This window comes from Streptomyces aculeolatus (assembly GCF_020400605.1).
Lineage (GTDB): Bacteria > Actinomycetota > Actinomycetes > Streptomycetales > Streptomycetaceae > Streptomyces > Streptomyces aculeolatus.
In genome coordinates this window covers 152,880-175,717 of sequence record NZ_JAINRD010000018.1, presented here as the reverse complement: position 1 = coordinate 175,717, position 22,838 = coordinate 152,880, and the positions used below count along the sequence as shown (strand labels likewise).

General features: G+C 73.2%; 18 protein-coding genes. 6 read left to right on the top strand and 12 right to left on the bottom strand.

Annotated elements, in window-relative coordinates:
* Nucleotides 1-110 precede the first annotated feature (110 nt).
* Both LG396_RS26725 and LG396_RS26720 read left to right on the top strand, forming a co-directional pair.
* On the top strand, nt 111-3,701 hold the full coding sequence (locus LG396_RS26725; RefSeq protein ID WP_225796710.1) for an NB-ARC domain-containing protein: 3,591 nt from the start codon (nt 111-113) through the stop codon (nt 3,699-3,701).
* Nucleotides 3,702-3,869: 168 nt separating this feature from the next.
* The gene (locus LG396_RS26720; protein WP_225796709.1) at nt 3,870-6,404 is read left to right on the top strand and encodes a twin-arginine translocation signal domain-containing protein; all 2,535 of its coding nucleotides are present in this window, start codon (nt 3,870-3,872) and stop codon (nt 6,402-6,404) included.
* 302 nt (nt 6,405-6,706) lie between these two features.
* On the opposite strand, the gene LG396_RS26715 is transcribed toward LG396_RS26720, so the two are convergent.
* The 4 genes from LG396_RS26715 to LG396_RS26700 all read right to left on the bottom strand — a co-directional run bounded on the left by LG396_RS26715 (nt 6,707) and on the right by LG396_RS26700 (nt 9,691).
* Nucleotides 6,707-7,000 carry a DUF1330 domain-containing protein gene (locus LG396_RS26715; protein WP_225796708.1) on the bottom strand — a complete coding sequence of 98 codons (294 nt, stop codon included), beginning with the start codon at nt 6,998-7,000 and terminating at the stop codon, nt 6,707-6,709.
* A 33-nt stretch (nt 7,001-7,033) separates the two neighbouring features.
* A complete protein-coding gene (locus LG396_RS26710; protein ID WP_225796707.1) occupies nt 7,034-8,467 on the bottom strand; it encodes an MFS transporter in 1,434 nt (477 codons plus the stop codon).
* Nucleotides 8,464-8,922: a MarR family winged helix-turn-helix transcriptional regulator gene (locus LG396_RS26705; RefSeq protein WP_225796706.1), complete on the bottom strand. Its 459-nt coding sequence runs from the start codon at nt 8,920-8,922 to the stop codon at nt 8,464-8,466. Before LG396_RS26705 ends, LG396_RS26710 begins: the two co-directional genes overlap by 4 nt.
* Nucleotides 8,923-9,160: 238 nt before the next feature.
* Nucleotides 9,161-9,691, bottom strand: a complete 531-nt coding sequence (locus tag LG396_RS26700; protein ID WP_225796705.1) for a MarR family winged helix-turn-helix transcriptional regulator — start codon at nt 9,689-9,691, stop codon at nt 9,161-9,163.
* A gap of 39 nt (nt 9,692-9,730) precedes the next feature.
* On the opposite strand from LG396_RS26700, the gene LG396_RS26695 reads away from it, so the two are divergent.
* The 3 genes from LG396_RS26695 (at nt 9,731) to LG396_RS26680 (ending at nt 13,073) form a co-directional block, all read left to right on the top strand.
* Nucleotides 9,731-10,657 carry an EamA family transporter gene (locus LG396_RS26695; protein WP_225796704.1) on the top strand — a complete coding sequence of 309 codons (927 nt, stop codon included), beginning with the start codon at nt 9,731-9,733 and terminating at the stop codon, nt 10,655-10,657.
* 375 nt (nt 10,658-11,032) lie between these two features.
* On the top strand, nt 11,033-12,502 hold the full coding sequence (locus LG396_RS26685) for an MFS transporter (protein ID WP_225796703.1): 1,470 nt from the start codon (nt 11,033-11,035) through the stop codon (nt 12,500-12,502).
* Between the two features lie 4 nt (nt 12,503-12,506).
* A complete protein-coding gene (locus tag LG396_RS26680) occupies nt 12,507-13,073 on the top strand; it encodes a TetR/AcrR family transcriptional regulator (RefSeq protein WP_225796702.1) in 567 nt (188 codons plus the stop codon).
* Nucleotides 13,074-13,229: 156 nt separating this feature from the next.
* Here LG396_RS26680 and LG396_RS26670 read toward each other — a convergent pair whose 3' ends face one another.
* The 4 genes from LG396_RS26670 to LG396_RS26655 all read right to left on the bottom strand — a co-directional run bounded on the left by LG396_RS26670 (nt 13,230) and on the right by LG396_RS26655 (nt 18,310).
* Complete coding sequence (locus LG396_RS26670; RefSeq protein ID WP_027745783.1) at nt 13,230-13,892, bottom strand: response regulator; 663 nt, start codon at nt 13,890-13,892, stop codon at nt 13,230-13,232.
* On the bottom strand, nt 13,889-15,388 hold the full coding sequence (locus LG396_RS26665) for a sensor histidine kinase (RefSeq protein ID WP_372483569.1): 1,500 nt from the start codon (nt 15,386-15,388) through the stop codon (nt 13,889-13,891). Before LG396_RS26665 ends, LG396_RS26670 begins: the two co-directional genes overlap by 4 nt.
* Nucleotides 15,389-15,456: 68 nt before the next feature.
* Nucleotides 15,457-16,950 (bottom strand): glycosyltransferase family 39 protein, encoded by a 1,494-nt coding sequence (locus tag LG396_RS26660; RefSeq protein ID WP_225796700.1) that lies wholly within the window; start codon nt 16,948-16,950, stop codon nt 15,457-15,459.
* A gap of 523 nt (nt 16,951-17,473) precedes the next feature.
* Nucleotides 17,474-18,310 (bottom strand): helix-turn-helix domain-containing protein, encoded by an 837-nt coding sequence (locus tag LG396_RS26655; RefSeq protein WP_225796699.1) that lies wholly within the window; start codon nt 18,308-18,310, stop codon nt 17,474-17,476.
* 121 nt (nt 18,311-18,431) lie between these two features.
* On the opposite strand from LG396_RS26655, the gene LG396_RS26650 reads away from it, so the two are divergent.
* A complete protein-coding gene (locus LG396_RS26650; protein WP_225796698.1) occupies nt 18,432-18,761 on the top strand; it encodes an antibiotic biosynthesis monooxygenase family protein in 330 nt (109 codons plus the stop codon).
* A gap of 94 nt (nt 18,762-18,855) precedes the next feature.
* On the opposite strand, the gene LG396_RS26645 is transcribed toward LG396_RS26650, so the two are convergent.
* The 4 genes from LG396_RS26645 to LG396_RS26630 are packed head-to-tail and all read right to left on the bottom strand — an operon-like array spanning nt 18,856 to nt 22,746.
* Nucleotides 18,856-20,082 (bottom strand): ABC transporter permease, encoded by a 1,227-nt coding sequence (locus LG396_RS26645; protein ID WP_225796697.1) that lies wholly within the window; start codon nt 20,080-20,082, stop codon nt 18,856-18,858.
* Complete coding sequence (locus LG396_RS26640; protein ID WP_037751261.1) at nt 20,079-20,852, bottom strand: ABC transporter ATP-binding protein; 774 nt, start codon at nt 20,850-20,852, stop codon at nt 20,079-20,081. Before LG396_RS26640 ends, LG396_RS26645 begins: the two co-directional genes overlap by 4 nt.
* On the bottom strand, nt 20,849-22,195 hold the full coding sequence (locus LG396_RS26635; RefSeq protein ID WP_225796696.1) for a peptidoglycan-binding protein: 1,347 nt from the start codon (nt 22,193-22,195) through the stop codon (nt 20,849-20,851). The genes LG396_RS26640 and LG396_RS26635 overlap by 4 nt, the downstream gene beginning before the upstream one ends.
* Nucleotides 22,192-22,746: a hypothetical protein gene (locus tag LG396_RS26630; RefSeq protein ID WP_225796695.1), complete on the bottom strand. Its 555-nt coding sequence runs from the start codon at nt 22,744-22,746 to the stop codon at nt 22,192-22,194. Before LG396_RS26630 ends, LG396_RS26635 begins: the two co-directional genes overlap by 4 nt.
* Between the last annotated feature and the right edge of the window lie 92 nt (nt 22,747-22,838).

Genomic DNA, 22,838 nt, shown 5'->3' with positions numbered 1-22,838 from the left:
TGCGGCGGCAGACGGGAGGGGCACTCCTCGCCGGTGTCGGCGTCCTCGTCGGGGGGTTACAGGGGTCCTCCGACGTGTCACTGCCCGGCGGATGGGCAGTCTTCGGGGCGTTGGCCCTGGCCGGAGGCGGCGTTGCCGCCTGGGGGAGCTGGCGGCAGGAATCCGCGCCCGCCGCCCCGGCCCAACCGCCCGCACCCGAGCCCGGCACCGTCCCGGCGTGGTTCGTCGACCGCGAGGAGCGGCGGCGGGCCGAGGACGCGGTGTGCGAACTCGGATCGACGGTGGGCATCACCACGTCGCTGTGGGGCGCGGGGGGCTTCGGCAAGACCACGCTCGCGGAGATGGTGTGCGCCGGCCCGCGGGTGCGCAAACGGTACGAGGGCGGGGTGTACCGCTTCACGATCGGCCGGGAGGTACGGGGCCGGGCGGACATCACCGCACGGGTCGCCGAGATCACCCGGTTCATCACCGGGGACGGCGAACAGTTCACCGACCCTGCCGACGCCGGCCGGCACCTGGGCCGGCTGCTCGACCAGCGCAAGCCGGTCCTGCTGCTCCTCGACGACGTGTGGACCGCCGAGCAGTTGGATCCCTTCCTCCACGGCGGCAGGAAGTGCCTCCGGCTCGTCACCACCCGCGTCCCGGCCCTGCTGCCCGCCGGAGCCCGCGCGATCCAGGTCGACCAGATGACGCTCGACCAGGCCCGTACGGTCCTGACGTGGGAACTCGACGACCTGCCGCCGCGGACCACCGGCGCCCTGCTGGACACCACCGGTCGCTGGCCCCTGCTCCTCCGCCTCGTGAACCGGCAGATCCGAGCGCGCGCCGACACCGGACAGAGTCCGGCCGGGGCCGCCCAGGAGGTACTGCAGGAGCTGCTCCTCCACGGCCCCCAGGGCGTCGATCCCAGGCGCGTCACCGTCGACGTGGACCGCCCGGAAGAACGTCGGCGTGCGGTCTCCGCCACCGTCGAGGCGGCCACCGGGCTGTTGCCCGAGGGCGGCAGGGCGCGGTTCGCGGAACTCGCGGTCTTCGCGGAGGACGAGGCGGTGCCGCTGCCGCTGATCGCCCGCCTCTGGGCGGCCAGCGGCGGGCTGAGCGAACGCGACTCCCGACTTCTGTGCAGCGAGTTGGCAGGGCTGTCCCTCCTTTCCCTCACCCCGGAGAACAGCGGGCGCGTCAGCCTGCACGACGTGATCCGCGACTACCTTCTCAGCACCCACCCCCCGTCCCGGCTCGTCGCGCTCCATCGCGAGCTGACCGAGGCTGCGGCCGAGGGCCTTCCCGGCGCGGGACCGCCGCTCGGTTACGGGGAGACCCGCTACACCGCGTGGTGGGAGCTGGCGGACGGCTACCTCCAGGACCACCTGATCGAACACATGGTGGCGGCGGAACGCGTGGAGTTGGCCGAGGCCGTCGCCAGTGACCTCCGCTGGGTGGAGCAGCGGCTGGTCCGCCACGGCGCCAACGCGCCCGTACGCGACCTGAGCCACATCCCGACCGGCCTCGCGGGAGCCCGCGCCCGCGCCCTGGCCCAGTGCACCCATCTCCTGGCCCCCGCCGACCCGGCCCCGCTCGTGCTGAACACCCTTTACAGCAGGCTGGCGTTCTCGCCGCCCTGGAGCGGCCAGACCACCGACCGCCTGTCCGGCCGTCCCGCACTGCCGCTCCTGGCCGACACGGTCTCCCCACCCGACCTCCCGGACCAAACCCTGCTCGCCACCCTGACGGGCCACACGTGGGATGTGCTGTCGGTGGCGATCTCCCCCGACGCCACCTGGCTCGCCTCCGCCGGCGACCGGACGGTCCGCCTGTGGGACCGCGTGAGCGGCGCCTGCACCGCAACGCTCACCGGCCACACCACAACCGTCAACGTGGTGGCGATCTCCCCCGACGGCACCTGGCTCGCCAGCGGTGACACGGACGGAGCGGTGCGGCTGTGGGACCGCGCCAGCGGCAGATGCACCGCCACCCTCGCCGGCCACACAGCCCGGGTCACATCGGTGGCGATCTCGCCGGAAGGGACCTGGCTCGCCACCGCCGGCGACGACGCGAAGGTGCGGCTGTGGTCCCAGATCAGCGGCAAGTGCATCGCCACCCTCAACGACTTCGGCGGAAAGCCGGAATCGATGACGATCTCCTCGGACGCGCGCTGGCTCCTGGTGTGCGCGGACAGGAAGATGCACCGCTGGTCCCCCACCACCGGCACGACCGTGTACCCCTTGGCCGACTACGCGGCAGGAGGTCTGTCAGTCGCGATCTCCCCTGACGGGGCATGCCTCGCCGCCGGCTCCGCGGACGGGACGGTGACGCTGACCGGTGGTGGGTGGATCGAACGAGGGGGCCTCACCCCTCGTACCCCCGGCACCGCCCCGGTGACCTCGGCGGCGATCTCCCTTTCCCGCCGCCGGGGCACGGCCCGCAGAGCGGACCTGACGCCGCTGTCGCCACTCCCGTGGAACCCCGTCGGTTCCCGGCCCATCGAACTCACCGGCAACCCCGACCCGGTGCAAGCGGCGGCCTTCTCCACTGATGGCGGCTGGCTCGCCACCGGTGACGACATGGGGAACGTCCGCCTGTGGGACCGCGCCACCGGCCTGTGCCTGGGCATCCGCGCCGGCCACACCAAGCGGGTGAACGCGGTGGCGATCTCACCGGACGGCACCTGGCTCGCCACCGCCGGCGCGGACGCGACGGTGCGGCTGTGGGACGCGAGTGCCGGAGTGATCGGGCCCGCTTCGGCGGTGCCGCTCCGGGACGGCGATCCCGCACGCCGCGGCCCGGGTACGACCGCACGGCCGCGCGGCGGGCCCGAAACCGCCGTCGACGCCTTCACCGGCCACAGCGGCTGGGTCTCGGTGGCGGTCTCACCGGACGGCACGTGGCTCGCCACCGCCGACGAGACGGGGAACGTACGCCTGTGGGACCGCACCACCGGCGACTGCACGGCCACCCTCTCCCACGTTCCCGGCGACACCTACGCATCAGGCCGCGTCTCCCGCGTCTCGGTCGCGATCGCGCCGGACGGCACCTGGCTTGCCACCAGCGACAGGCCGGGGCGCCTCCGGCTGTGGGACCGCGCCGGCGGCCCGTCCCGCGTCTTCCGCGGCGGGCACCCACTCGGGCCGGTGGCGATCTCCCCCGACGGTCTGTGGCTCGCGACCGGTGGCGACAAGGAACTGCCGTTGTGGGACAGCCGTACCCACAGACGTACCGCGCTCCTCACCGGTCACACACGCGCGGTGACATCGGTGGCGATCTCCCCCGACGGCACCCGGGTGGCCACCGCAGCCGAGGACGCGACCATACGCGTATGGGACGCGGCGTCCGGCGAGTGCACCATCACGGTCAACGCCCCTCGAGTGCACTCGGTGGTGTACTCCCCCGACGGGACCTGGCTGGCCTCCGCCGGCAACGACGGGACCGTACGCCTGTGGGACTCGATGACCGGCGAGTCCACGGCGGTCCTCACCGGCCACGCCGACCGCGTGAACGCGCTGGCGGTCTCACCTGACGGCAACTGGCTCGCCACCGTGGTCCCGGGCGGGGAGATCCAGGTGTGGAACGTCCACGACCCGAGCCTCGCGACGCTCGTCCGCACCGACGACGAGCTGACGGGCTGCGCCTGGGCGGGCCGCACCCCGGTCCTCGCCGCCGCAGGCGCCCGCGGCCAGCACCTCTTCGAGCTACGCACCCGTTGACAGGCTCAGGCGGCGTACTCAGCGCACGCGCGAGCGCTTCACCACGCGCATAGGACCCGCCTGTTGATTTCTGATTGTTTCTGTGGGGTATCTGGACGGTTGATGCGTACGGTCGTACGGTCCCAGCGTGCCAGGGCGACACCGGCCTTCGAAGGGACACGGCAACGTATGTCCACGGATGTGCAACCCCCCAACAGACGGTCCTTCCTCGCCCGCTCGGCCGCGGCCGTCGTCGGCGTCGCCGCGGGCGCGCCGCTGATCCTGCCTGCGCGGGAAGCCGCGGCCGCCGGCGGCCGGGCGGGCACCCCGCCGCCGGAGGTGTCCGGCGTCTTTCCGTCACTTGCGATGTTCAACGACGAGGGCGAGTGCGGGACCGGTGCCGTCGTCCCCTGGGCGGGCCGGCTCTGGGCCGTCACCTACGGTCCGCACCTGGTGCGCGGCTCCAGCGACAAGCTGTACGAGATCACCGGGGACTTCCGGCAGGCCGTCCGGCCCGAGAGCGTCGGCGGCACGCACGCGAACCGGATGATCCACGCCGAGTCCCAGCAGTTGTTCATCGGCCCGTACGTGATCGACGGGTCCGGCGGGGTCCGGGTGATCCCCCGCGCCGAGATGCCCGGCCGGCTCACCGGGACCGCCCGGCATCTGACGGCTCCCGCAGAGCGCGTCCACTTCGCGACGATGGAGGAGGGCCTCTACTCCGTCGACGTCGACACCCTCGAGGTCTTCGGCCACATCAAGGACGGCAACGGCGGCCTCACGAGCCCGACCAACCCGGCCACGATCGACTCCGCGCTGCCGGGCTACCACGGAAAGGGGCTGTACACGGGCGCCTCCGTCCTCGTCTACAGCAACAACGGCGATGCCGCCCCCGAGGCCCTGACCGACCCGCGCACGACCTCGGGCGCCCTCGCCGAGTGGAACGGCGAGGGCGACTGGTCGCTGGTACGCCGCAATCAGTTCACCGAGGTGACCGGACCCGGCGGCATCGCCGGCGGCAACACCGGCCCCGACGACCCGGTGTGGGCCGTCGGCTGGGACTACCGCTCGCTGATCCTGATGGTTCTCCACGGCGGTGGCTGGCACACCTACCGGCTGCCCAAGGCCGGCCACTGCTACGACGGCGCGCACGGTTGGAACACCGAGTGGCCGCGTATCCGCGACATCGGCCAGAGCAGTCTGCTGATGACCATGCACGGCGCCATGTGGCACTTCCCGCCGGGCTTCAAGCCGGGCGCGACGAGCGGGATCTCGCAGCGCTCCACCTATCTGAAGGTCGTCGGGGACTTCTGCCGCTGGGGCGAGAACGTCGTCTTCGGCACCGACGACACCGCCCGCAACGAGTTCCTCAACAAGCGGCGGCACAAGGGGAACATCGTCGGCCCCGGCCAGTCCCAGTCCAATCTGTGGTTCGTCCGCCCCGACCGGCTCGACCGGCTCGGCGTACGTCGCGGGCAGGGCGCCGTGTGGGACGACGAGCCGGTCGAGGCCGGCAGCGTCTCCGACCCCTTCCTCTTCGCGGGCTTCGAACGACGCGCGCTGCATCTCACCCACACCGCACCGGGGCAGGTGCAATTCGCCGTGGAGATCGACCGCGAGGGCACGGGATCCTGGACGCCCCTGACCCGGATCACCGTGCCCGCGGGCGGCTACCGGTGGACCGGCTTCCCCGCCGGCCTGCGCGCCGAGTGGGTGCGCCTGCGACTCGACCGCGACTGCCCCACCGTCACCGCGACGTTCGCCATGTCGGACAAGGACCGGCGCCCGAGCACCCCGGCCGCCCTCTTCGACGGCCTCGCCGGCGTCGGCGACACGGCGGTCTCCGGCGGTCTGGTCCGGGCACGCGGCGCCGACCTGCGCACCCTCGCCCTGGTCGCCGACCGCCCGGCGGGTTCCGGCGGGCAAGAGCCGGTCGGCTACTACGAACTCGACGGCGAACTCGCCCTGCGCCGGGTGGACGACCCCGACTCCGCGCAGTACCACCGCGACAACGTGGCCATCCCCACCGACGTCCTGACCGTCGACAGCGCGTCCGTGCTGGTCGTCGACGACGCCGGCCGACGCTGGCGGCTCCCCAAGGGCGACCCGGCCTTCGACGGCGACGGCCCCCTGGGCCCCGAGCGTCTGGACCGCGAAGTGGTGACCGAGCGCGACCTGTTCAACTGCCACGGCACGGCCTACGAACTGCCCGCCGAGAACGCGGGCGGCTTCGCCAAGATGCGTCCGATCGCCACACATAACCTGCGCATCAAGGACTACTGCTCCTACGTCGGCCTCGTCGTCCTCTCCGGCGTACGGGACGACGCACCGGCGGGCAAGCACATCCTGCGCTCCGACGACGGACGGACCGCGCTCTGGGTCGGAGCCGTGGACGACCTGTGGCAACTCGGCCGCCCACGCGGCGAGGGCGGCCCCTGGCGGGAGACCGGCGTCACGGCGGGCGTCCCCTCCGATCCGTACCTGATGACCGGCTACGACGACAAGCGCGTCCGCCTGTCGCACGACGCCCCGGGCCCGGTCGGCATCACGCTCCAGGTCGACCTCACCGGAGACGGCAGGTGGTGCACCTACCGGACCTTCACCGTCGGCACCGGCGTTACGGTCTCGCACACCTTCCCCGACGACTTCTCGGCCTACTGGGTACGGTGCGTCGCGGACAGAGACTGCACCGCCACGGCCCGACTGACCTACGGACAGCCCTGACACGACGCGATCGCCCCGCGAGGAAGGGCGCGGGGGCTCAAGCAGGAGTGGCACCCGCCCGCCGGACACAGCGACCACGGCGACTGCGATCGCCCTCCACCTCGCGGTGGCCCCCGCGCAGTTGCGGCACCTCCACACCCCCGCAGCACCGAAGACATGCTCGCGCGGTTCGCGGTGACGGCATCTCGCCGCCTGGACGACGTACGCGAGCAGTTCACCGCCCTCACCCAGCGGACCGGTGATGATCTGAACCGCAGTCGTGTGAGCGAGGAAGCTTCAGGGAAGATCCGACCGGACCTCGGTCAGTCAATGCCTTCGACGATGCGGAAGTCGCGCTCGACGCCGTCGGAGAGGGCGACCAGCGCCTCCTGGTAGGCCGCACTCTCGTACGCCGCGACGGCCTGCTCGAAGCTGTCGAACTCGACCAGGACGGTGCGCTCGGCGATTCCGGCGTCATACGCCACGACCCGACTGCCGCGGGCGAGGGTCCGGCCGCCCCCGGCCTGGACGGCCGGAGCGGCCAGCTTGTTGTAAGCAGCCAGCTTCTCAGGGTCTGAAATGGTGCGGTAGGCGCTGACCCAGTAGCCCTTGGGCATGGAACCTCCGATGTGGGGATGAACGCATCTGACTTACGGGTGGGTCTCGGACGAGCATCGGCGGGCAAGAGCGAGGCTTGCCAGCGTCGTGATCGCCATGGCGCCGATGCCGACCAGCGCCGCGGTGGTGTAGGCGCCGTCGTCGGGGAAGCGGTGACCTGGGCCAGTGCCCGCGGTGAGGATCAGGCCGCCGATGGCGCTGCCCAGGGAGTACCCGACGCTGCGGACGACGTAGTTGAAGCTCATGGCGCTCGACGTCTCGCTCTCGGGGGTGACGGCCAGGATGACGCCGGGCATCGCGGCCGAGAAGCCGCCGACGCCGAAGCCGAGCACGCCCATCGCCACGAACAGTTCTGCCAGGTCCGACCGGGCCGCCGCGAACAGGGCGAACCCGCCGCCGACCACGACGGCGCTGCCGGCCAGGAGCAGGGGGTCGGCGATACGCGTCCGGACCCGCGGCGTGAGCTTGCCGGCGACGAACCCCAGCACCGAGAACGGGATGAGGACCAGCCCGGCGACGAAGGTCGTCAGCCCGAAGCCGTAGCCGGCGCCGGGCGGCGTCTGCGCGTACCGGGTGATGAGGGTGAGCAGGAGGTACATGCCGATCCCGCCGGCGAACATGGCGAGGTTCGCCCCGGCGACTGCCGGGTGCCGCACCGCCCGCACATCGACCAGGGGCGTCGTGCTGCGCAACTCGATGAAAACCCAGACGCAGAGCAGCACCACGGCGACGACGGCGAGGCCCGGCGCCACGGCGAGGTACCGGCTCCACAGATTCCGTTCGCCGGCGAGGAACAGCACCAGGAGCAGCGCAGCGGCCAGGACGACCGCGCCTGCCACGTCCACGTGGGCGGAGCGGCCTTCGGGGGCTTCGGGTATGAAGCGCCACGCGGTCAGGAGGGCGGCGGCGGTGACGACCAGGCCGAGGCCGTAGGCGGCCCGTACCCCGCCGAACTCTGCGAGCAGTGCGGCCAGCGGGTAGCCGACGCCGGCCCCGATGACCGAGACCACCGAGATCAGGGCGATCACGGCCGCGCTGCGCTCCTCGGGGAGGTGGTCCCGGGCCACGCCCATCATCAGCGCCGTCAGCCCGAGCCCGACGCCCTGGGCCACCCTGCCGGCCAGCAGCCACGCGAACGGCAGCGGCAGCACGGTGAGCGCGCTGCCGGCGACGACGACCGCCAGCGTGGCGAGGATCGTGGCCCGCCGGTGCGGGCCGGCCCCGAGCCGGCCCAAGAGCGGCGTGGCAACGGCGCCGCTGAGCAATGCGACGGTCAGCGTCCACTGCGCGCTGCCGAGAGAGACGTGGAACGAGGTCGCCACGCTGGTGATGAGCGGCGTCCCGAGGCTGCCGACCGCCGCCACGACCAGAGCGATGAACACCAGGGCGGGGACCAGCAGCCTCGCCTCGGAACGCGCCACCGGCAACGCCTTCGCCGCGACCCCGCCGACCGGCTGCCCGGTCACTGCTTCGGCCCTTCGCGGTCCTGGCTTTCGAGCTCTGCCAGATGCTTCAGCGCCGGAAGGGCCGCCATCAGCGCCTCGATCTCGTCGCCGGAGAGCTCGCCGATCAACCGCTCGAACGCGTGGACGCCCGCCTGGCGCCGCGTCCGGACATAGGAGGCGCCGGCCTCGGTCAGGCACACCAGCGTGACCCGCTTGTCGGCCGCGTCGCCCCGCCGCTCGACCAGGCCGGACTCCTCCATCACCCGTACCAGGGCGGTCATCGCGGGCTGGGTGACACCCTCGACCGCGGCCAGATCGGTGATACGCCGCGGGCCGGTCCGCTCCAGGGTGGCCAGGGTCGCGGCGGACGTCAGGCTCATATCCCGCGGCAGACGTCTCACGGCCCTGGTGGCCAGGCCGTAGAGGGCCGCCCCGATGGCGGTGGACGCGCCAGGAGCGGCTTCGTGCCGACTCATGCCAGAACCATAGCATTTTTATATTCATTGCTTATGTAAATACCCGGGCGGCTACGACGCAGGGGCCATGGTGCTTGCCGGCAAGAACTCCTGGAGACCACCGACCGGTTCGCCGCGGCGCTGGAAACGGTGCGGGGCCGGCAGCTCGGCTTCCTGACCGGCGAAGTCCACGAGGCCGCCGAGGACCTCGCCGCAACCGTCGCGATGCTCCCGCCGCACCGCACCCCCCAGCCAGGGGTCAAGTCCCGTCCGGCTGCTCCAAACGGGCCAGCCACGCGGTCAGGAGGGTCCGCAGTTGGGCTGCCTCCTCGGGGGAGACTGCGTCGAGGAGGTCGCGCTCGTTGCGCATGTGGTCCGTGAAGGCCCGGTCGATCAGCTTGCGACCGGCCGATGTGAGGGCGACCACGCGGCCGCGGCCGTCGCTCGCCGAGCGGCGCCGGGTGACCAGCCCGTTGCGTTCCAGACGGTCGATCCGCTTGGTCATCGCGCCCGTTGTCACCATGGTGTGCGCAGCCAGTTCGCCGGGCGCCCGCTCGTACGGGTCCCCGGCCCGCCGCAAGGCCGCCAGCACGTCGAACTCGCCCTCGCTCAGCCCGTACTGGTCGTAGACGAGGCACAGCCGCCGCGTCAGCAGGGCACCCAGCCGGTGCAGCCGGCCGATCACCGCCTGCGGCGTGACATCCAGGTCCGGGCGCTCCCGAGCCCACTCGGCCTGGATCCGGGCGACATGGTCCAGGGGTGCTGTGCTGCTCTCCTCCACAGGGGCCATGCTAGCGCACTAGCTTCCAAGGAAGATATATTCGCTTCCATGGAAGCTACCTTGCGCTGGTCGGCGATCACGGCGATCGCACCGGTGGCGTGGGGCACGACGTACTACGTCACCGGGGAGTTCCTGCCGCCCGAACGACCGCTGTACGGCGCGGCGATACGGGCCCTGCCGGCCGGGCTGCTGCTGCTCGCCGTGCGCCGGGCGCTGCCGCGCGGCTCGTGGTGGTGGCGGTCCCTGGTGCTCGGCGTGCTGAACATGGGCGGATTCTTCGCCCTCGTCTACGTGGCCGCGCAGCGCCTGCCGACCAGCGTGGCCTCGACCGTCATGGCCACCGCCCCACTGGTCATGACGGTGCTGGCCTGGCCCCTGGTCCGCGAGCCGCCGCGAGCACGCCATCTGGCAGCGGCGGTGACGGGCGCGGCCGGCGTGTGCATCATGCTGCTGACCGCGAGCGCGTCGATCGATCCCGTCGGCATCCTCGCATCGGCGAGCGCCATGGCGATGTCCTCATGCGGCTACCTCCTCGCCAAACGCTGGAGCGACGGCACCGACACCCTGGCCACGACGGCATGGCAGCTCGTGGCCGGCGGCCTGATCCTGCTCCCGGCGGCCGCGGCCGTCGAAGGCCGGCCACCGGCCCTCGATGCTCCGGCACTGCTCGGGTTCGGCTACGTCGCGCTCGTCGCCACAGCGCTCGCCTTCGCCGCCTGGTTCGCCGGCCTGCGCCGGCTGCCGGCGGCGACCGTCGGCCTGGTCGGCCTGCTCAACCCGGTCACCGGCGTACTGCTGGGCACCGCGGTCGCGGACGAGACGCTGACCGGACGCCAACTAGCGGGGCTGGCACTGACCTTGGCGAGCGTGGCCCTCGCCCGTCCCGCCACACGCCGAGCCGAGCGAGGCCGGACGGCCGACGAACCGCTCGTCACCTCTGCTCGTCCTCCGGGATCAAGGACAGCAGGCGGTTGATGTGGTCGACGACCAGGCGCAGTCAGGTCGTCGGAGCCTCGAACGCCGGCTGGTTGGTGCGTGTTCCCTCGGCGGCCGCACGCAGTCGGCGCAACGGGTCGTCGTACACGGCCGCGACCAGCGCTTGACGCGTCGGAAGGTACCGGCTGAGCGTCGCGTTGCCGACGCCGGCGGCGCGAGCGATGTCGCCCGAGGGACCGGCCCCGGCATCGGTGCACCTCGGCCAGCAGGTGGGCGGTCTCGTCGGTGCGCGGGAGCGCTGCCTGGGGTCACCAACGAACTGGGTGCTTTCCTTCCGCACAAGTGAATTTCTATTCACCTGATACGGTGAATAGAAATTCACCGCATCGTGCCGAGTCACCGGAGAGCGCGTAAATGACGGAACCCGCCCCGATACCCGGCCTGCGGGGTCGGTTCACCATCCCGTCACTGGCCTTCGGCGGGATCCTGATGGCGGTCATGCAGACCGTCGTCGTACCGCTCCTTCCGGACCTGCCGAGGCTTACCGGCGCCTCGGCGGGAACGGTGTCCTGGACGGTGACCGCGACACTGCTCGCAGGCGCCGTACTCACTCCGGTGCTCGGCCGGGCCGGCGACATGTACGGCAAGAAGCGGGTGCTCATCTCGGCGCTGACGCTGATGACGGTCGGGTCGGTGATGTGCGCGCTCTCCTCCGATATCACCGTGATCATCACGGCCCGTGCGCTGCAGGGTGCGGCGGCCGCCGTGGTACCGCTGTCGATCAGCATCCTGCGCGACGAACTGCCGCCGGAGCGCCGCGGATCGGCCGTCGCGATGATGAGCTCCACCGTCGGGATCGGTGCCGCCCTCGGCCTGCCGCTGGCTGCCCTGGTGATCCAGTACGCCGACTGGCATGTGATGTTCTGGCTGACCAGCGCCCTGGGCGCGCTGGGAATCGCAGCCGTTGCCTGGGCGGTACGGGAGTCGCCGGTCCGCGAGCCGGGCCGCTTCGACGTCGTCGGCACCCTGGGGCTCGCCGCTGGTCTGGTGTGCCTGCTGCTGGGCGTCTCCCAGGGCGGGCAGTGGGGCTGGACCAGCGGCCCCATCCTCGTCCTCTTCCTCGCCGCCGTGGTCGTCCTGGCCCTGTGGACGTGGCATCAGCTGCGCGCGAAGGCACCACTGGTGGATCTGCGACTCGCAGCACGGCCGCGGGTCGGCCTGCCGCATGTGACCGCCCTGCTGACCGGCTTCGCGTTCTACGCCAACACCCTGGTGACGGCCCAGTTGGTGCAGGCGCCGAAGGCCACCGGCTACGGGCTCGAACTGTCCATCGTCGCCACCGGCCTGTGCCTGCTGCCCGGCGGTATCACCATGCTCCTGTTCTCGCCTGTCTCCGCCCGGATCTCCGAGGCCCGCGGGCCGCGCGTCACCCTGGCGCTGGGCGCCGCCGTCATCGCCTGCGGCTATGCGGTGCGCATCGCCGACAGCCGCGATCTGTGGATGATCATCGCGGGTGCGACGGTGGTCTCGACCGGCACCACCCTGGCCTACTCGGCGCTCCCCACCCTGATCCTGCGCGCGGTCCCGGCGGAGCAGACGGCCTCCGCCAATGGCGTCAACGTTCTGATGCGTACGATCGGCCAGGCCACGTCCAGCGCCGCCGTCGCAGCCATCCTGGTACACCACACCAGTGAAGTCGGCGGTGTCCAGGTCGCCACGCTGCACGGCTATCTGCTGACATTCACCATGGCCGGCGCAATCGCCCTCGTGGCGTGCGCCGCAGCCCTGGTCATCCCGCGCGACGCGGCGGCGGCCGAACCGCCGCGCCAGGCACGCCGCGGGGTCCACGCCGTCGCCCCGGAGAGGACCGAGAAGGGAGCGTAAGGGCATGAGCACCCCCGCACCCGCCCCCCGGCGGGACGCCGAGACGAGCAAGCTCGCCATCCTCCGCGCGGCCCGGTACCTGCTGGCCCGGCGCCCGCACGCCGAGATCACTCTGAAGGACGTTGCCGAACGCGCCGGGGTGAGCCCCCCGCTGATCGTGAAGTACTTCGGCAACAAGAACGCCCTGTTCGCCGGAGTCATGTCCTTCGAAACCGACGCCCGTGCTCTGCTGGACGCCCCCCTCGGCGAGCTGGGTGCCCACATGGTCCGGCACATCCTCGAAGGCCAGCGCGAACGGGGCGTCGACCCGCTCCTGCGGATCGCTTTCGCTCCGCTGCACGGTGAGGACGGCGATGTCCTGCGGGTGAACTTCCGTACCCAGGTGGTGGATCATCTCGCCCGCCGCCTGGCAGGCCCCGACGCCGGGTTGCGTGCCGAGCTGGCCGTGGCCCAGTTGGTGGGCCTGGGAGTGATGTACGGGATCGCGCGCGGCCCCGAGCTGCGCACGGGGGCGATCGAGGACGTGGTGCGGCGCTTCGCCCCGACGGTGCAGGTGCTGCTGACACCGTGACGCCGTCGGACGGTCCGCCAGCACGGATCGCGCCACGCTCCGTCGGATACTCGACTCCTGCCTGCTCACCGACGCCGAGTACGCCGCGGTTCCGGACGGCTGGCGGGCGCTGTCGACCGTCTTCGACGCGCTGCTGGGCGTCCCCGCCTGACCCGGTCAGCCCGCGGGCTGTACGAGGCGCGTCTCGTAGGCGAAGATCGCGGCCTGGGTGCGGTCCCGCAGCCCCAGCTTCTCCAGGACCCGGCCCACATGGGTCTTGACCGTGGACTCGGCGACCACGAGGCGGGCCGCGATCTCGGCGTTGGACAACCCCTGCGCGATGAGGGCCAGGACCTCGGTCTCGCGGCCGGTGAGACCGGCGACGCGGGTCTCCGCCGGGAGGTTCAGCACCGGCTTGCGCTCGGCGAAGACGGTGATCAGGCGCTTGGTGACGGTGGGCGCGAGCAGGGCCTCCCCGGCGGCGACGACGCGGACGCCCTCGGCGAGCTGGCGGGCCGACGCGTCCTTGAGGAGGAAGCCGCTGGCGCCGGCGCGCAGGGCCTCGTAGACGTACTCGTCGAGGTGGTACGTGGTGAGGATCAGGACCTTGGTGCCGAGCCCGGCGCCGGCGATCCGGCGGGTCGCCTCCAGACCGTTGACCTCCGGCATCCGGATGTCCATGAGCACGACGTCGGGTGCGAGCAGGCGCACCTGCTCCACCGCCTCGCCGCCGTCGGCGGCCTCGCCGACGACCTCGATGCCGGGCTGGGCGTCGAGCAGCACGGTGAACCCCTCGCGCACCATGGACTGGTCGTCGGTGATGAGCACCCGGATGGTCATGTGCCGGCCGCCGTCTCGCGGATACCCTCGGCGGATCCGGCCACGGGGGCGGCGCCGCGGACGTCGGCGGGGGCGGGGGCGGCGTCGTCGGCCGGGCCTTCGAGGGGGTCGTCGGCGGGTTCGTCGGTGAGGAGCAGCACGGCCACCTCGTAGCCGCCGTCGGGGGTGTCGCCCGCGGTCATCCGGCCGCCGAGCATCGCGACGCGCTCGCGCATCCCCGTGACGCCCTGCCCGGCGCCGTGCGACGGCGGCCGCTCGCCGGCCGGCGCCTCATTGACGATCCGCAGGGCGAGACCGCCCAGGACGTACGACAGCTCGACCTTCGCGGGGGCGCCCGGGGCGTGCCGCAGGACGTTACTCAGGGCCTCCTGGACGATGCGGTACGCCGACAGCTCGACGCCCTGCGGGAGTTCGCGCCGCGCGCCGGTGACGGTCTTCTCGACGGTCAGGCCCGCGTCGCGGACGTTGCCGAGCAGCCGGTCCAGGTCGGCGAGGGTCGGCTGGGGGGCGGACGGCGTCTCGTAGTCCTCGGTGCGTACGACGCCCAGGACGCGCCGGAGTTCGGCGAGCGCGGCGACGGCGTTCTCCCGGATCGTCGCGAAGGACGCGGTCAGTTCGGGCGGCGGGTTCTCCACCCGGTAGGGCGCGGCCTCCGCCTGGATCGCGATGACGGACATGTGGTGCGCCACGACGTCGTGCAGCTCGTGCGCGATGGACGTCCGCTTCTCCAGCCGCGTACGCCGGGAGCGCTCCTGGGCGGTGAGCGCCCCGCTGGCCTCGGCACGGCGGCTGGCGGCGGTCCAGCCGCGTACGGAGACGGCGACGGCGACGACGACCGCCGACGCCACGGCCATTTCTACGACGTTCGCTCCGTCGTTGACCCGCGAACCCGCGCACAGCCACTGCGCGACGGCACTGGTCAGGACCGTGAGGAACCACATCGCGACAGCGGTTCCCGTGCCGCGGCGCAGCGCGGCGACCGTCAATACGACCAGGTGCGAGACGAAGGTCGCGTACGCCCAGGGCCAGGCGTCCGCCCAACTGACCGTGGCGGCGATGCCGAAGCACATCACCATGGACAGCCACCAGGCACCGACCGGCCGGAAGAGGACCAGCAACAGAGGGAGGGCGGCGGCGAGTCCGACGGGAAGCCCCACGTGATTTTCCTCAAGGGTGCCGAGGTCGGCAAAGCCGTCGTCCGCGGCGGACCAGTACCAGCCGCTGCCCCAGCCGAAAAGGAACAGGGCGAGCGCGACGATCGCCATGTGCGGCAGCCGGACGGCCACGCGCCTGACGGCGGGCGGGACGCCCCGCACCACCGGGGCGTCCGAAGGCAGCACGGGCAGCGGCGTCAGCGCGAACGCTTCCCTGAACAGCTCGCGGCGCGTCGCACGTGTCCGGTGCATCGCACGGCCCAGCAGCCGCCAGCCGTCCCGGATCACCTCGAACTCGCCGCGGACGCGGGGGGCTTTGCGTGTGGACTCGGTCACCCGCACACCGTACGGGCGTGCGGGGCCCGGCGGCGTCCTTCCGGATACGGATCCGGGCGGGTCCTCCTCAGGTACTACGCCGGGTCGCAGCGGCCGGGCCGGGCGTAGACCGTGACGCGCGCGCCGTGCACCTCCGTGGTGCCGCAGGGGCGGAAGTGCGCCCGCAGGACTGTCCGTTTCACTTCTTCGACGCGGGCGGCGTCGGCCGGTGCTCCGACCGGGTCGCGCAGCGCGATGATCCGGTCGGCCCGGAGCATCCGGGCGTGGACGGCGGCGGGCGGCAGTTCCATGCCGTAGAGGGTCCCGGACGTACGCGGGTCCTTCCGCAGGGCGAGGTCGACCAGCCCGGCGTACGCCGCGGGGTCGGCCGCCTGCCAGCCGCGGCGCCTGCCCGGCATGAAGAGCAGCCCGTCGCCGGGCCGCCCCTGCGCCTGGACGGCGCGGGCGATGGCGCCAAGGTCGTCCTGGCGGCTCTCCGGGCCGCGCAGATGCAGCCCGACCGGGACCAGCGCGACCAGCGCGCCCGCCGCGGCGAGGGCTGCGAGCAGCCGCCGGTGGCACCGGCGGCGCCAGAGGTGGTCCAGCGCGGCGCCGAGGAGCAGCGCGAGGCCGACCTCCTCGTAGAGGACGTAGCGGGAGACGTAGAGCGGCACGATCGCGGAGGAGAGCAGCAGGAGTCCGCCGGGCAGGATCAGCAGCGCCAGTGCCATGGACCGCAGCGGCCGCGCGGCCGCCGGGAGGAGCGCGGCGCAGAGCAGGCCGGCGAGGGCGGGGACGACGTAGCCGAGGAGCGCGCCGGCGCCGGGCGGTCCTATCCAGGCCACCTGCGCCGACTGCCGGGAGCTGAGCACGGCCAGCGGGGCCAGCGCCGCCGCCACTGCGCCCGCCGTCCGGGTCCAGGCCCGCCGGTCGCGGCGGGAGCGCGGCGAGACCCACAGGACGGCACCGTGCGCGGCGACGGCGAGCACCGCGAACTCGTGCAGCAGGCAGCCGGTGAGGGCCACCGTCCCGTAGCCCGCCCACAGCCGGGTCCGGCGCTCTTCCAGGGCGCGTACGAAGAGCCAGGTCGACCAGGTGACGGCGGCGCAGACGAGGGCGTACGAGCGGCCCTCCTGCGCGTAGCGCTGGACCGCGGGCAGCAGCGCGAAGGCCACGCCCGCGAGCAGCCCGGCGCGGGGCCCCGCCAGGCGGCCGCCGAGCAGCGCGACGCCGGCGGCCGCGGCGGACATGGCGAGCAGCGAGGGCAGGCGCAGCGCGTACAGGCTGTCGCCGAACACCGCGAACACCCCGTGCATCAGCAGGTAGTACAGGCCGTGGACCGCGTCCACGGTGGCGAGCGCGTCGAGGAGTTCGGGGAGGCCGCGCCGCGCCATGTCGTACGTGGCGGCCTCGTCCCACCACATCGACCCCCGTCGGGTGAGCCCCCACAGCCCGAGGACGAGGGTGACGACGGCGGGGGCCAGGGCGAACAGCCATGGCGGCGGGTCGGACCGGCGGAGGATGGCGCCTGCGGGCAGGGCGGGCGCCTGAAGGCGGCGGGCGGGGGCGGCGGGCCGGGTGAGGGCCATGGGCGGTCTCCTGTACGCGGGGCGACACGCGCGCCGCCCGCCCGCCGTTGCCGGCTGCGGACCCGCGGCCCGGCGGTTTCAGGGCAGGGGGCGGTAAGGCGGCGGCGGAGCTAGGGGTGCGGGTGAGGCGGTGGCGGAGGACGGCGGGCGGCGTGCGCTCACTCGGGAAGCGGGGCGCCGCGCGTCTCTTCGGTACGAACGCTGGGGTTTCGGTCCCGCCACAAACTAGGACGGCGGCGGCCCCGGGCACCTCCCCCGCGATGCGGAACCCCGAAGGTCCGCCTCAAGTACCGGACGTGAAGACGATCTTCGCAATCTCAGCCGTTCAGGTGCCCATGTGTTCTTAACATGCGTTCTGTCCCGATTCGCCTCCCTACGCGATTACTCGGCTCGGCGGCCCGGGGAGGGACGTATGGGTGAGGGGCGGACCGGTGGCGCGGCGGTGGTCCGGGGCCGGTCAAGGAGGGCCGGGGTCGATTCGGCTGGTCCCCGGCTGTTCTCGCGGTCACGGACACCGCAGGGGCTACGCGGGCGGACCGCCCGGGCCGTCGGTGCCGAGGAGACGGCGCAGCGCGGTGGGCGGGTGGCCGACGTGGGTGCGCAGCGTCCGGGTGAGGTGGGCGTGGTCGGCGAAGCCGAGATCGGCGGCGAGGCCGGACAGGTCGGACTCGCCGGCCTCGATGCGGTCGAGGGCGTGGTGGATGCGCAGTTGAAGACGGAACTGGCTGAGTGTCCGCCCGTGGTGGCGGTGGAAGATCCGGCTGAGGTGGTGCGGTGAGACGCCCAGCGCACGGGCCAGTTGTGCCGGGGAGAGCCCGGCCGGGTCGGCGGCCAGCAGATCGCGGGCGTCGCGCACGATGCGCCGCTGGGCCCGCAGCGTGGCCGGGCGCTGCGCCCCGGCGGGCCGCGGGGCGGGCTGCCTCAGGACGGCGGTGGCCAGCCGGATCGCCTCTTCGAAGACGGCGAAGGGGTCTGCGCCGCGCCGGGTGTGCCGCAGCAGGAGGCGGTGGCGCAGTTGCGTGCGGCCGTCGACGGCGACGGGCCGGTCGGGCAGCCCCGCGCCGCCCGCGGTGAGGTCGTCGAGCAGGGGCGGCTCGAGGGTCAGGACGGTGCACATGTCGCGGGCGCCGGCGCCGTGGGCGATGGTCTGCTCGTCGCCGGGGGCGGCGGCGAAGGCGCTGACCGGATCGAGGGTTGCCTGCCAGCCCCGCAGCCGCACGGCGTACGAGCCCCGGCGGCCGAGGACCAGCGCGTGACGGGCGTGGGCTTGCACGGGCCACCAGCGGTCGGTGTCGGAGTGCATCCGCTGCTCTTCGAGGGTGAAGCCGTCACCCCGGGCGAGAGGCGTGGTGTGCCGCATCGACTCATCGTAGGCCGGGGTGCGGATGAGCACGGATGTTCAAGCCGGAGCCCTGTGGCCGGGCCGAGACTGTCGCCCGGGGAAGACCCCCACCCCGCAACCGTACGAGAGGACACCGGCGATGATCCTGCGTGACTGGAGCGCGACCGCCACCCCCGAGGGCGCCGGCGAGTACACCCGGCACTTCACGGCCGCCGTATTGCCGCGGCTGCGTGCGCTACCCGGCTTTCACTCCGCCTTTCTGCTGACCCGGACCGACGCGGGGCTCGTGCACATACGGGTACTGACCGTGTGGGAGTGCTTCGACGCTGTCCGTGCCCTCGCCGGCTCCGATCCGACGGTCGCCGCGGTCGAGCCCGCGGCCCGGTCCGTCGTTCTCGACTACGACCGCACCGTCACCCACTTCGAGATCGCGGACCTGCCCCCGGTGGCCCTGGACGCCCGCCCGTGACCGGTGCGGAACCCGGCGGGGCCCGGGCCGGGGCCCGGCCGGGGCTCCCGCGGGTTTGACGGGCATCATGGTGGCCTGAGGCTGCCGGTGAGTGTCACCTGGCGGCGAGGGCTTCCGTGGGAGGCAGGCGGGCGGCGCGGACGGCGGGGTAGAAGCCCGCGAGCGCGCCGATGGCGAGGGTGGCACCGACACCGCCGGCCATCGCCCACAGGGGTACGACGGCGGGCCAGCCCTGGTACGAGGCGTAGCCGGCGGTGACGCCGATGCCCAGCAGTACGCCGCCGATCCCGCCGAGGGCGGACAGCAGCAGCGACTCGCAGAGGAACTGGGTGCGTATCTGGCCGCGGGTGGCGCCCAGCGAGCGGCGCAGGCCGATCTCCGCGCGCCGCTCCAGCACCGAGATGACCATGGTGTTGGCCACCCCGACGCCGCCGACCAGCAGCGCCACTGCTCCGAGTCCGAGCAGCAGCCCGTTCAGCGCGTCGTCGGTGGCCTCCTTGGCCGCCAGCGCGTCGGAGGGGCGGGAGACCTCGACGGAGGTCGGCTCCTGCGGGTTCGCCGTGGCGCCGAGCACGGCCTGGACGTCCTCGACCGCCGTTTCCTCGGTGCGCGTGTAGATGGTGGTCGCGTAGCCGTTGAAGCCGACCTCCTGCTCCGCGGCCGGCCAGCCGATGAGGGCGGCGGCGTCGAGTTCGGGGGCGAGTTCCGTGGGGGCGAGCAGGCCGACGACGGTGAACCACCGCCCGCCCAGCCAGACCTGCACCCCGGGTCCGGCGGCGTGCACGCCCAGTTGGGCCGCCGCGTCGGGGCCGAGTACGACGGCCGGGTAGGCGGTGTCGGCGGTGTTCAGCCAGCGCCCGCCGGTGACCCGGGCGCCGACGGTCGCGGGCAGGTCGGTGCGTGCCGCGTAGACGCCGATGCCGCCGGTTTCCTCAGCCGGTATGCGGTCGTTGCGGTAGACCCGGGCCTCGGTCAGGCCGACGGCGGAGACGGACTGGACGGGGGCGATGTCGCCGATCATCTCGGTGGCCTCGGCAGGCAGGTGGGCCTCGCCGCCGCCGACGGTCTCACCGGGCGCGACGGTGAGCAGGTTGGTGCCCAGTGCGTCGAGCTTGCGGTCCAGTTCCTCCGTCGAGGAGGTGGAGATGCCGACCACGCCGATCATGGCGGCGATGCCGATGGCGATGCCGAGCGCGGAGAGGAACACCCGCGCGGGGCGCGAACGCAGCCCGGAGCCGCCGGTGCGCAGCACGTCGAGGGGGCTGAGCCGGGCGGGGCGGAGGCGCCGGGCGGGGGCGGCCGGTGGTGCGGTGGCGGTCACGGCCTTGCCTCCCGGAGGGCGCGGCGGTCGCGGGCGCCGGGACGGTCGGCACGTGTGGGGCCGGTGCGGCCGCCCCCGTCGGCGGTGTCGGTCTCGATCCGCCCGTCCCTGAGCCGTACCTCGCGGGGCAGCGCGGCGGCGATCTCCCGGTCGTGGGTGATGACGACGACGGTCGTGCCGGCCCGGTGCAGGCCGTGCAGCAGCTCCATCACCGCCGCCCCGGAGCGGGAGTCGAGCGCACCGGTGGGCTCGTCGGCGAGCAGCAGCGCCGGTGCGCCGGCCACCGCACGGGCGATGGCCACGCGCTGTTTCTCGCCGCCGGAGAGCTGGTGGGGTTCGTGCCCGAGCCGGTGTCCCAGGCCGACGCGGCGCAGCGTCTGCTCGGCCAGCCGGCGCCGGCGGCGCAGCGGCCGGCCGCTGTAGAGCAGCCCGTCGGCGACGGCGTCCAGCGCCCGTACCCCCGGCGCCAGGTGGAACTGCTGGAAGACGAAGCCGATGGCGGTGGCCCGCAGCGCCGACAGCTCACGGTCGGTCAGCTCGTCGATGTCGTGGCCGTCCACGCGGACGGCGCCGGTGGTGGGGCGGGCGAGGGTGCCCATGATGTTGAGCAGGGTGGACTTGCCGGAGCCGGACGGGCCGACGACGGCGAGCAGTTCGCCGCGGCGTACGGTCAGGTCGGCGCCGGCCAGGGCGTGCACGTCCGCGTACGTCTTGGACACGCCGTGCAGCTCCAGCACGGGGGTGGCGGGGGCGCCGTTCGCGTCGGTCACTTCGGGACTCCCACGACCATGCCGGCGCTGACGCCCTCGCCGGAGACCTCGACCATGCCGCCGGCGAAGATGCCGAGCTCGACGGGCACGTACGCGATGCCCTTGGCGCCGACCGTCTCCAGCGCGTAGCCGCCCTCCTGGAGCGCCACGAGGGCGTTGATCGGCACGGCGAGTACGTCCTCGCGGGTCTCGGCGGTGACCGTGACGTCGACGGGCGCGGCCTCATAGCGGCCCAGTTCCTTCTGCTTCCCGACCGCCAGGGTGACCGGCAGCGTGGCCTCCGCCGCGGCGCCCGGCGCCGCGTCGCCTCCGCCGGCGTCGGAGGGCTCGGCGGTGGCCGCGGTGCCCACGTCGGTGACCTCGGCGGCCACGGTGGTGCCGTCGGGCAGCTCGACGGTGCCCTCGGTGCCCTCGTCGACCAGGTCCTCGTACTGCACCTCCAGGTCGACGGTGACGATCCGCTCGGTGCCGGTCCAGGTCAGGATGGACCCCGAGGGGGCGCTGCCGCGTACGGCCTGGACGTCGGCGATCCGCCTGGCCCCGCCTGCGACGACGGCGTCCCCGATGGCGACGGTGCCGGTCTGTTCGCGCCCGAGGTCCTCCTGCCAGCTCTCGACGGCGCTCGCGGTGCCGTCGGTGTACGTGTCGTCGACGGTGAAGCCGGAGTGGCCGAGCGCCGCGAGGTTGGCTTCGAGCATCTGGACGTCCTTGCCCTCGGCTCCCACGTCGAGGGTGCGGTAGAGGGGGGTCGAGCCGTACAGCAGCGGCACCTTGCCCTCGTCGATGCTGTAGACGGCCGCGCCGCGCTTGACGACGTCACCGGGGTCCGGCAGCCAGGTGACGACGCCGCTGCCGGCCGCGGCCCCGTCGCTCTGCCCGTCCTGGGAGGAGCCGGACCCGGAGGACCCGGCCGCCGGGCCGGAGGAGTCGCCGCCCGTCGCGGGCGGTGCCGGGGTAGCGGCCTGGACGGCGGTGGCGGTCCCGTAGCCGAGGTTGCCGTCGACGGTCTCGGTGCGGGTGAGCGTGGTGCGTTCCACCTTCGCCGTCTTCGGCGGGGCGGACGGCGCGGTCGGCTCCGGCTCGCCGCCGTCACCGCCGAAGGCGCCGGTGGCGGCGATGCCGACCACGCACGCCACCGTGACGACGGCGGCGCCCGCCCCGACGGCACGCGCCGAACGTCCCCCGCGGCGGCCCCGCTTCGGGGCATCGGGCGCCACGGTGCCGGTCCCGGCGCCGTCCTCGAAGCCGCCGCCCTCGACGGCATCGTCCTCGACGGCACCGCCGTCGAAACCGGCGTCCTCGCGTGCACCGTGCCGCCTGCCGATGTCGTCCCCGGGGGTCACCGGTCGCCTCCGGAGCCCACGACGAGCTTGTCGCGGCAGGTGTCCAGCGCGCTCTGGTAGTCGGCGTCCTCCGTCGGCATGGCCTGGGGGTCGATGCCCTCGGGGCCCGGGTCCTCCATCGCCACGCCGTTGTCGCGCATACAGTCGGTGAACTCCTGCAGCGCCTCCGGGTTCTGCTTGCTCTCCCCCGCGTCCTGCAACGACTGCGGGGCCACATCACGGCAGGCGTCGAGTCCCTCGCTCAGCGCCTTCCGGTCGGCGCCGCCGCCGACGATCTCCTCGAGGTTCAGCTTTCCCGTCTGCGGGTCGGGGTCCTCCATCTCGATGCCGTTGGCGCGCATGCAGTCGACGAACTCCTGCGCCTGCGCCGCGTCGTCACCGTCCGAGTCGTCCTTGGCACCGCCGGACTTCCCGTCCTCGACGGTGGCCACCTGGGAGCTGTCGTCCCCGCCGGATCCGCAGCCGGCGAGCAGCCCCGTGGAACACACCGCCAGCGCCGCCAGCAACGCCGCGGTCGCCCGCATGCGTATCCATGTCCTGTTGCACTTCATCGCCACTCCTCCTCGTCGCTGTTCGCTACGAGCGGCGATGCTGGCAGCCCAGCCTGGCCGTGCTCTGCGCCGCGCCTCGACAGCGCCTGAAA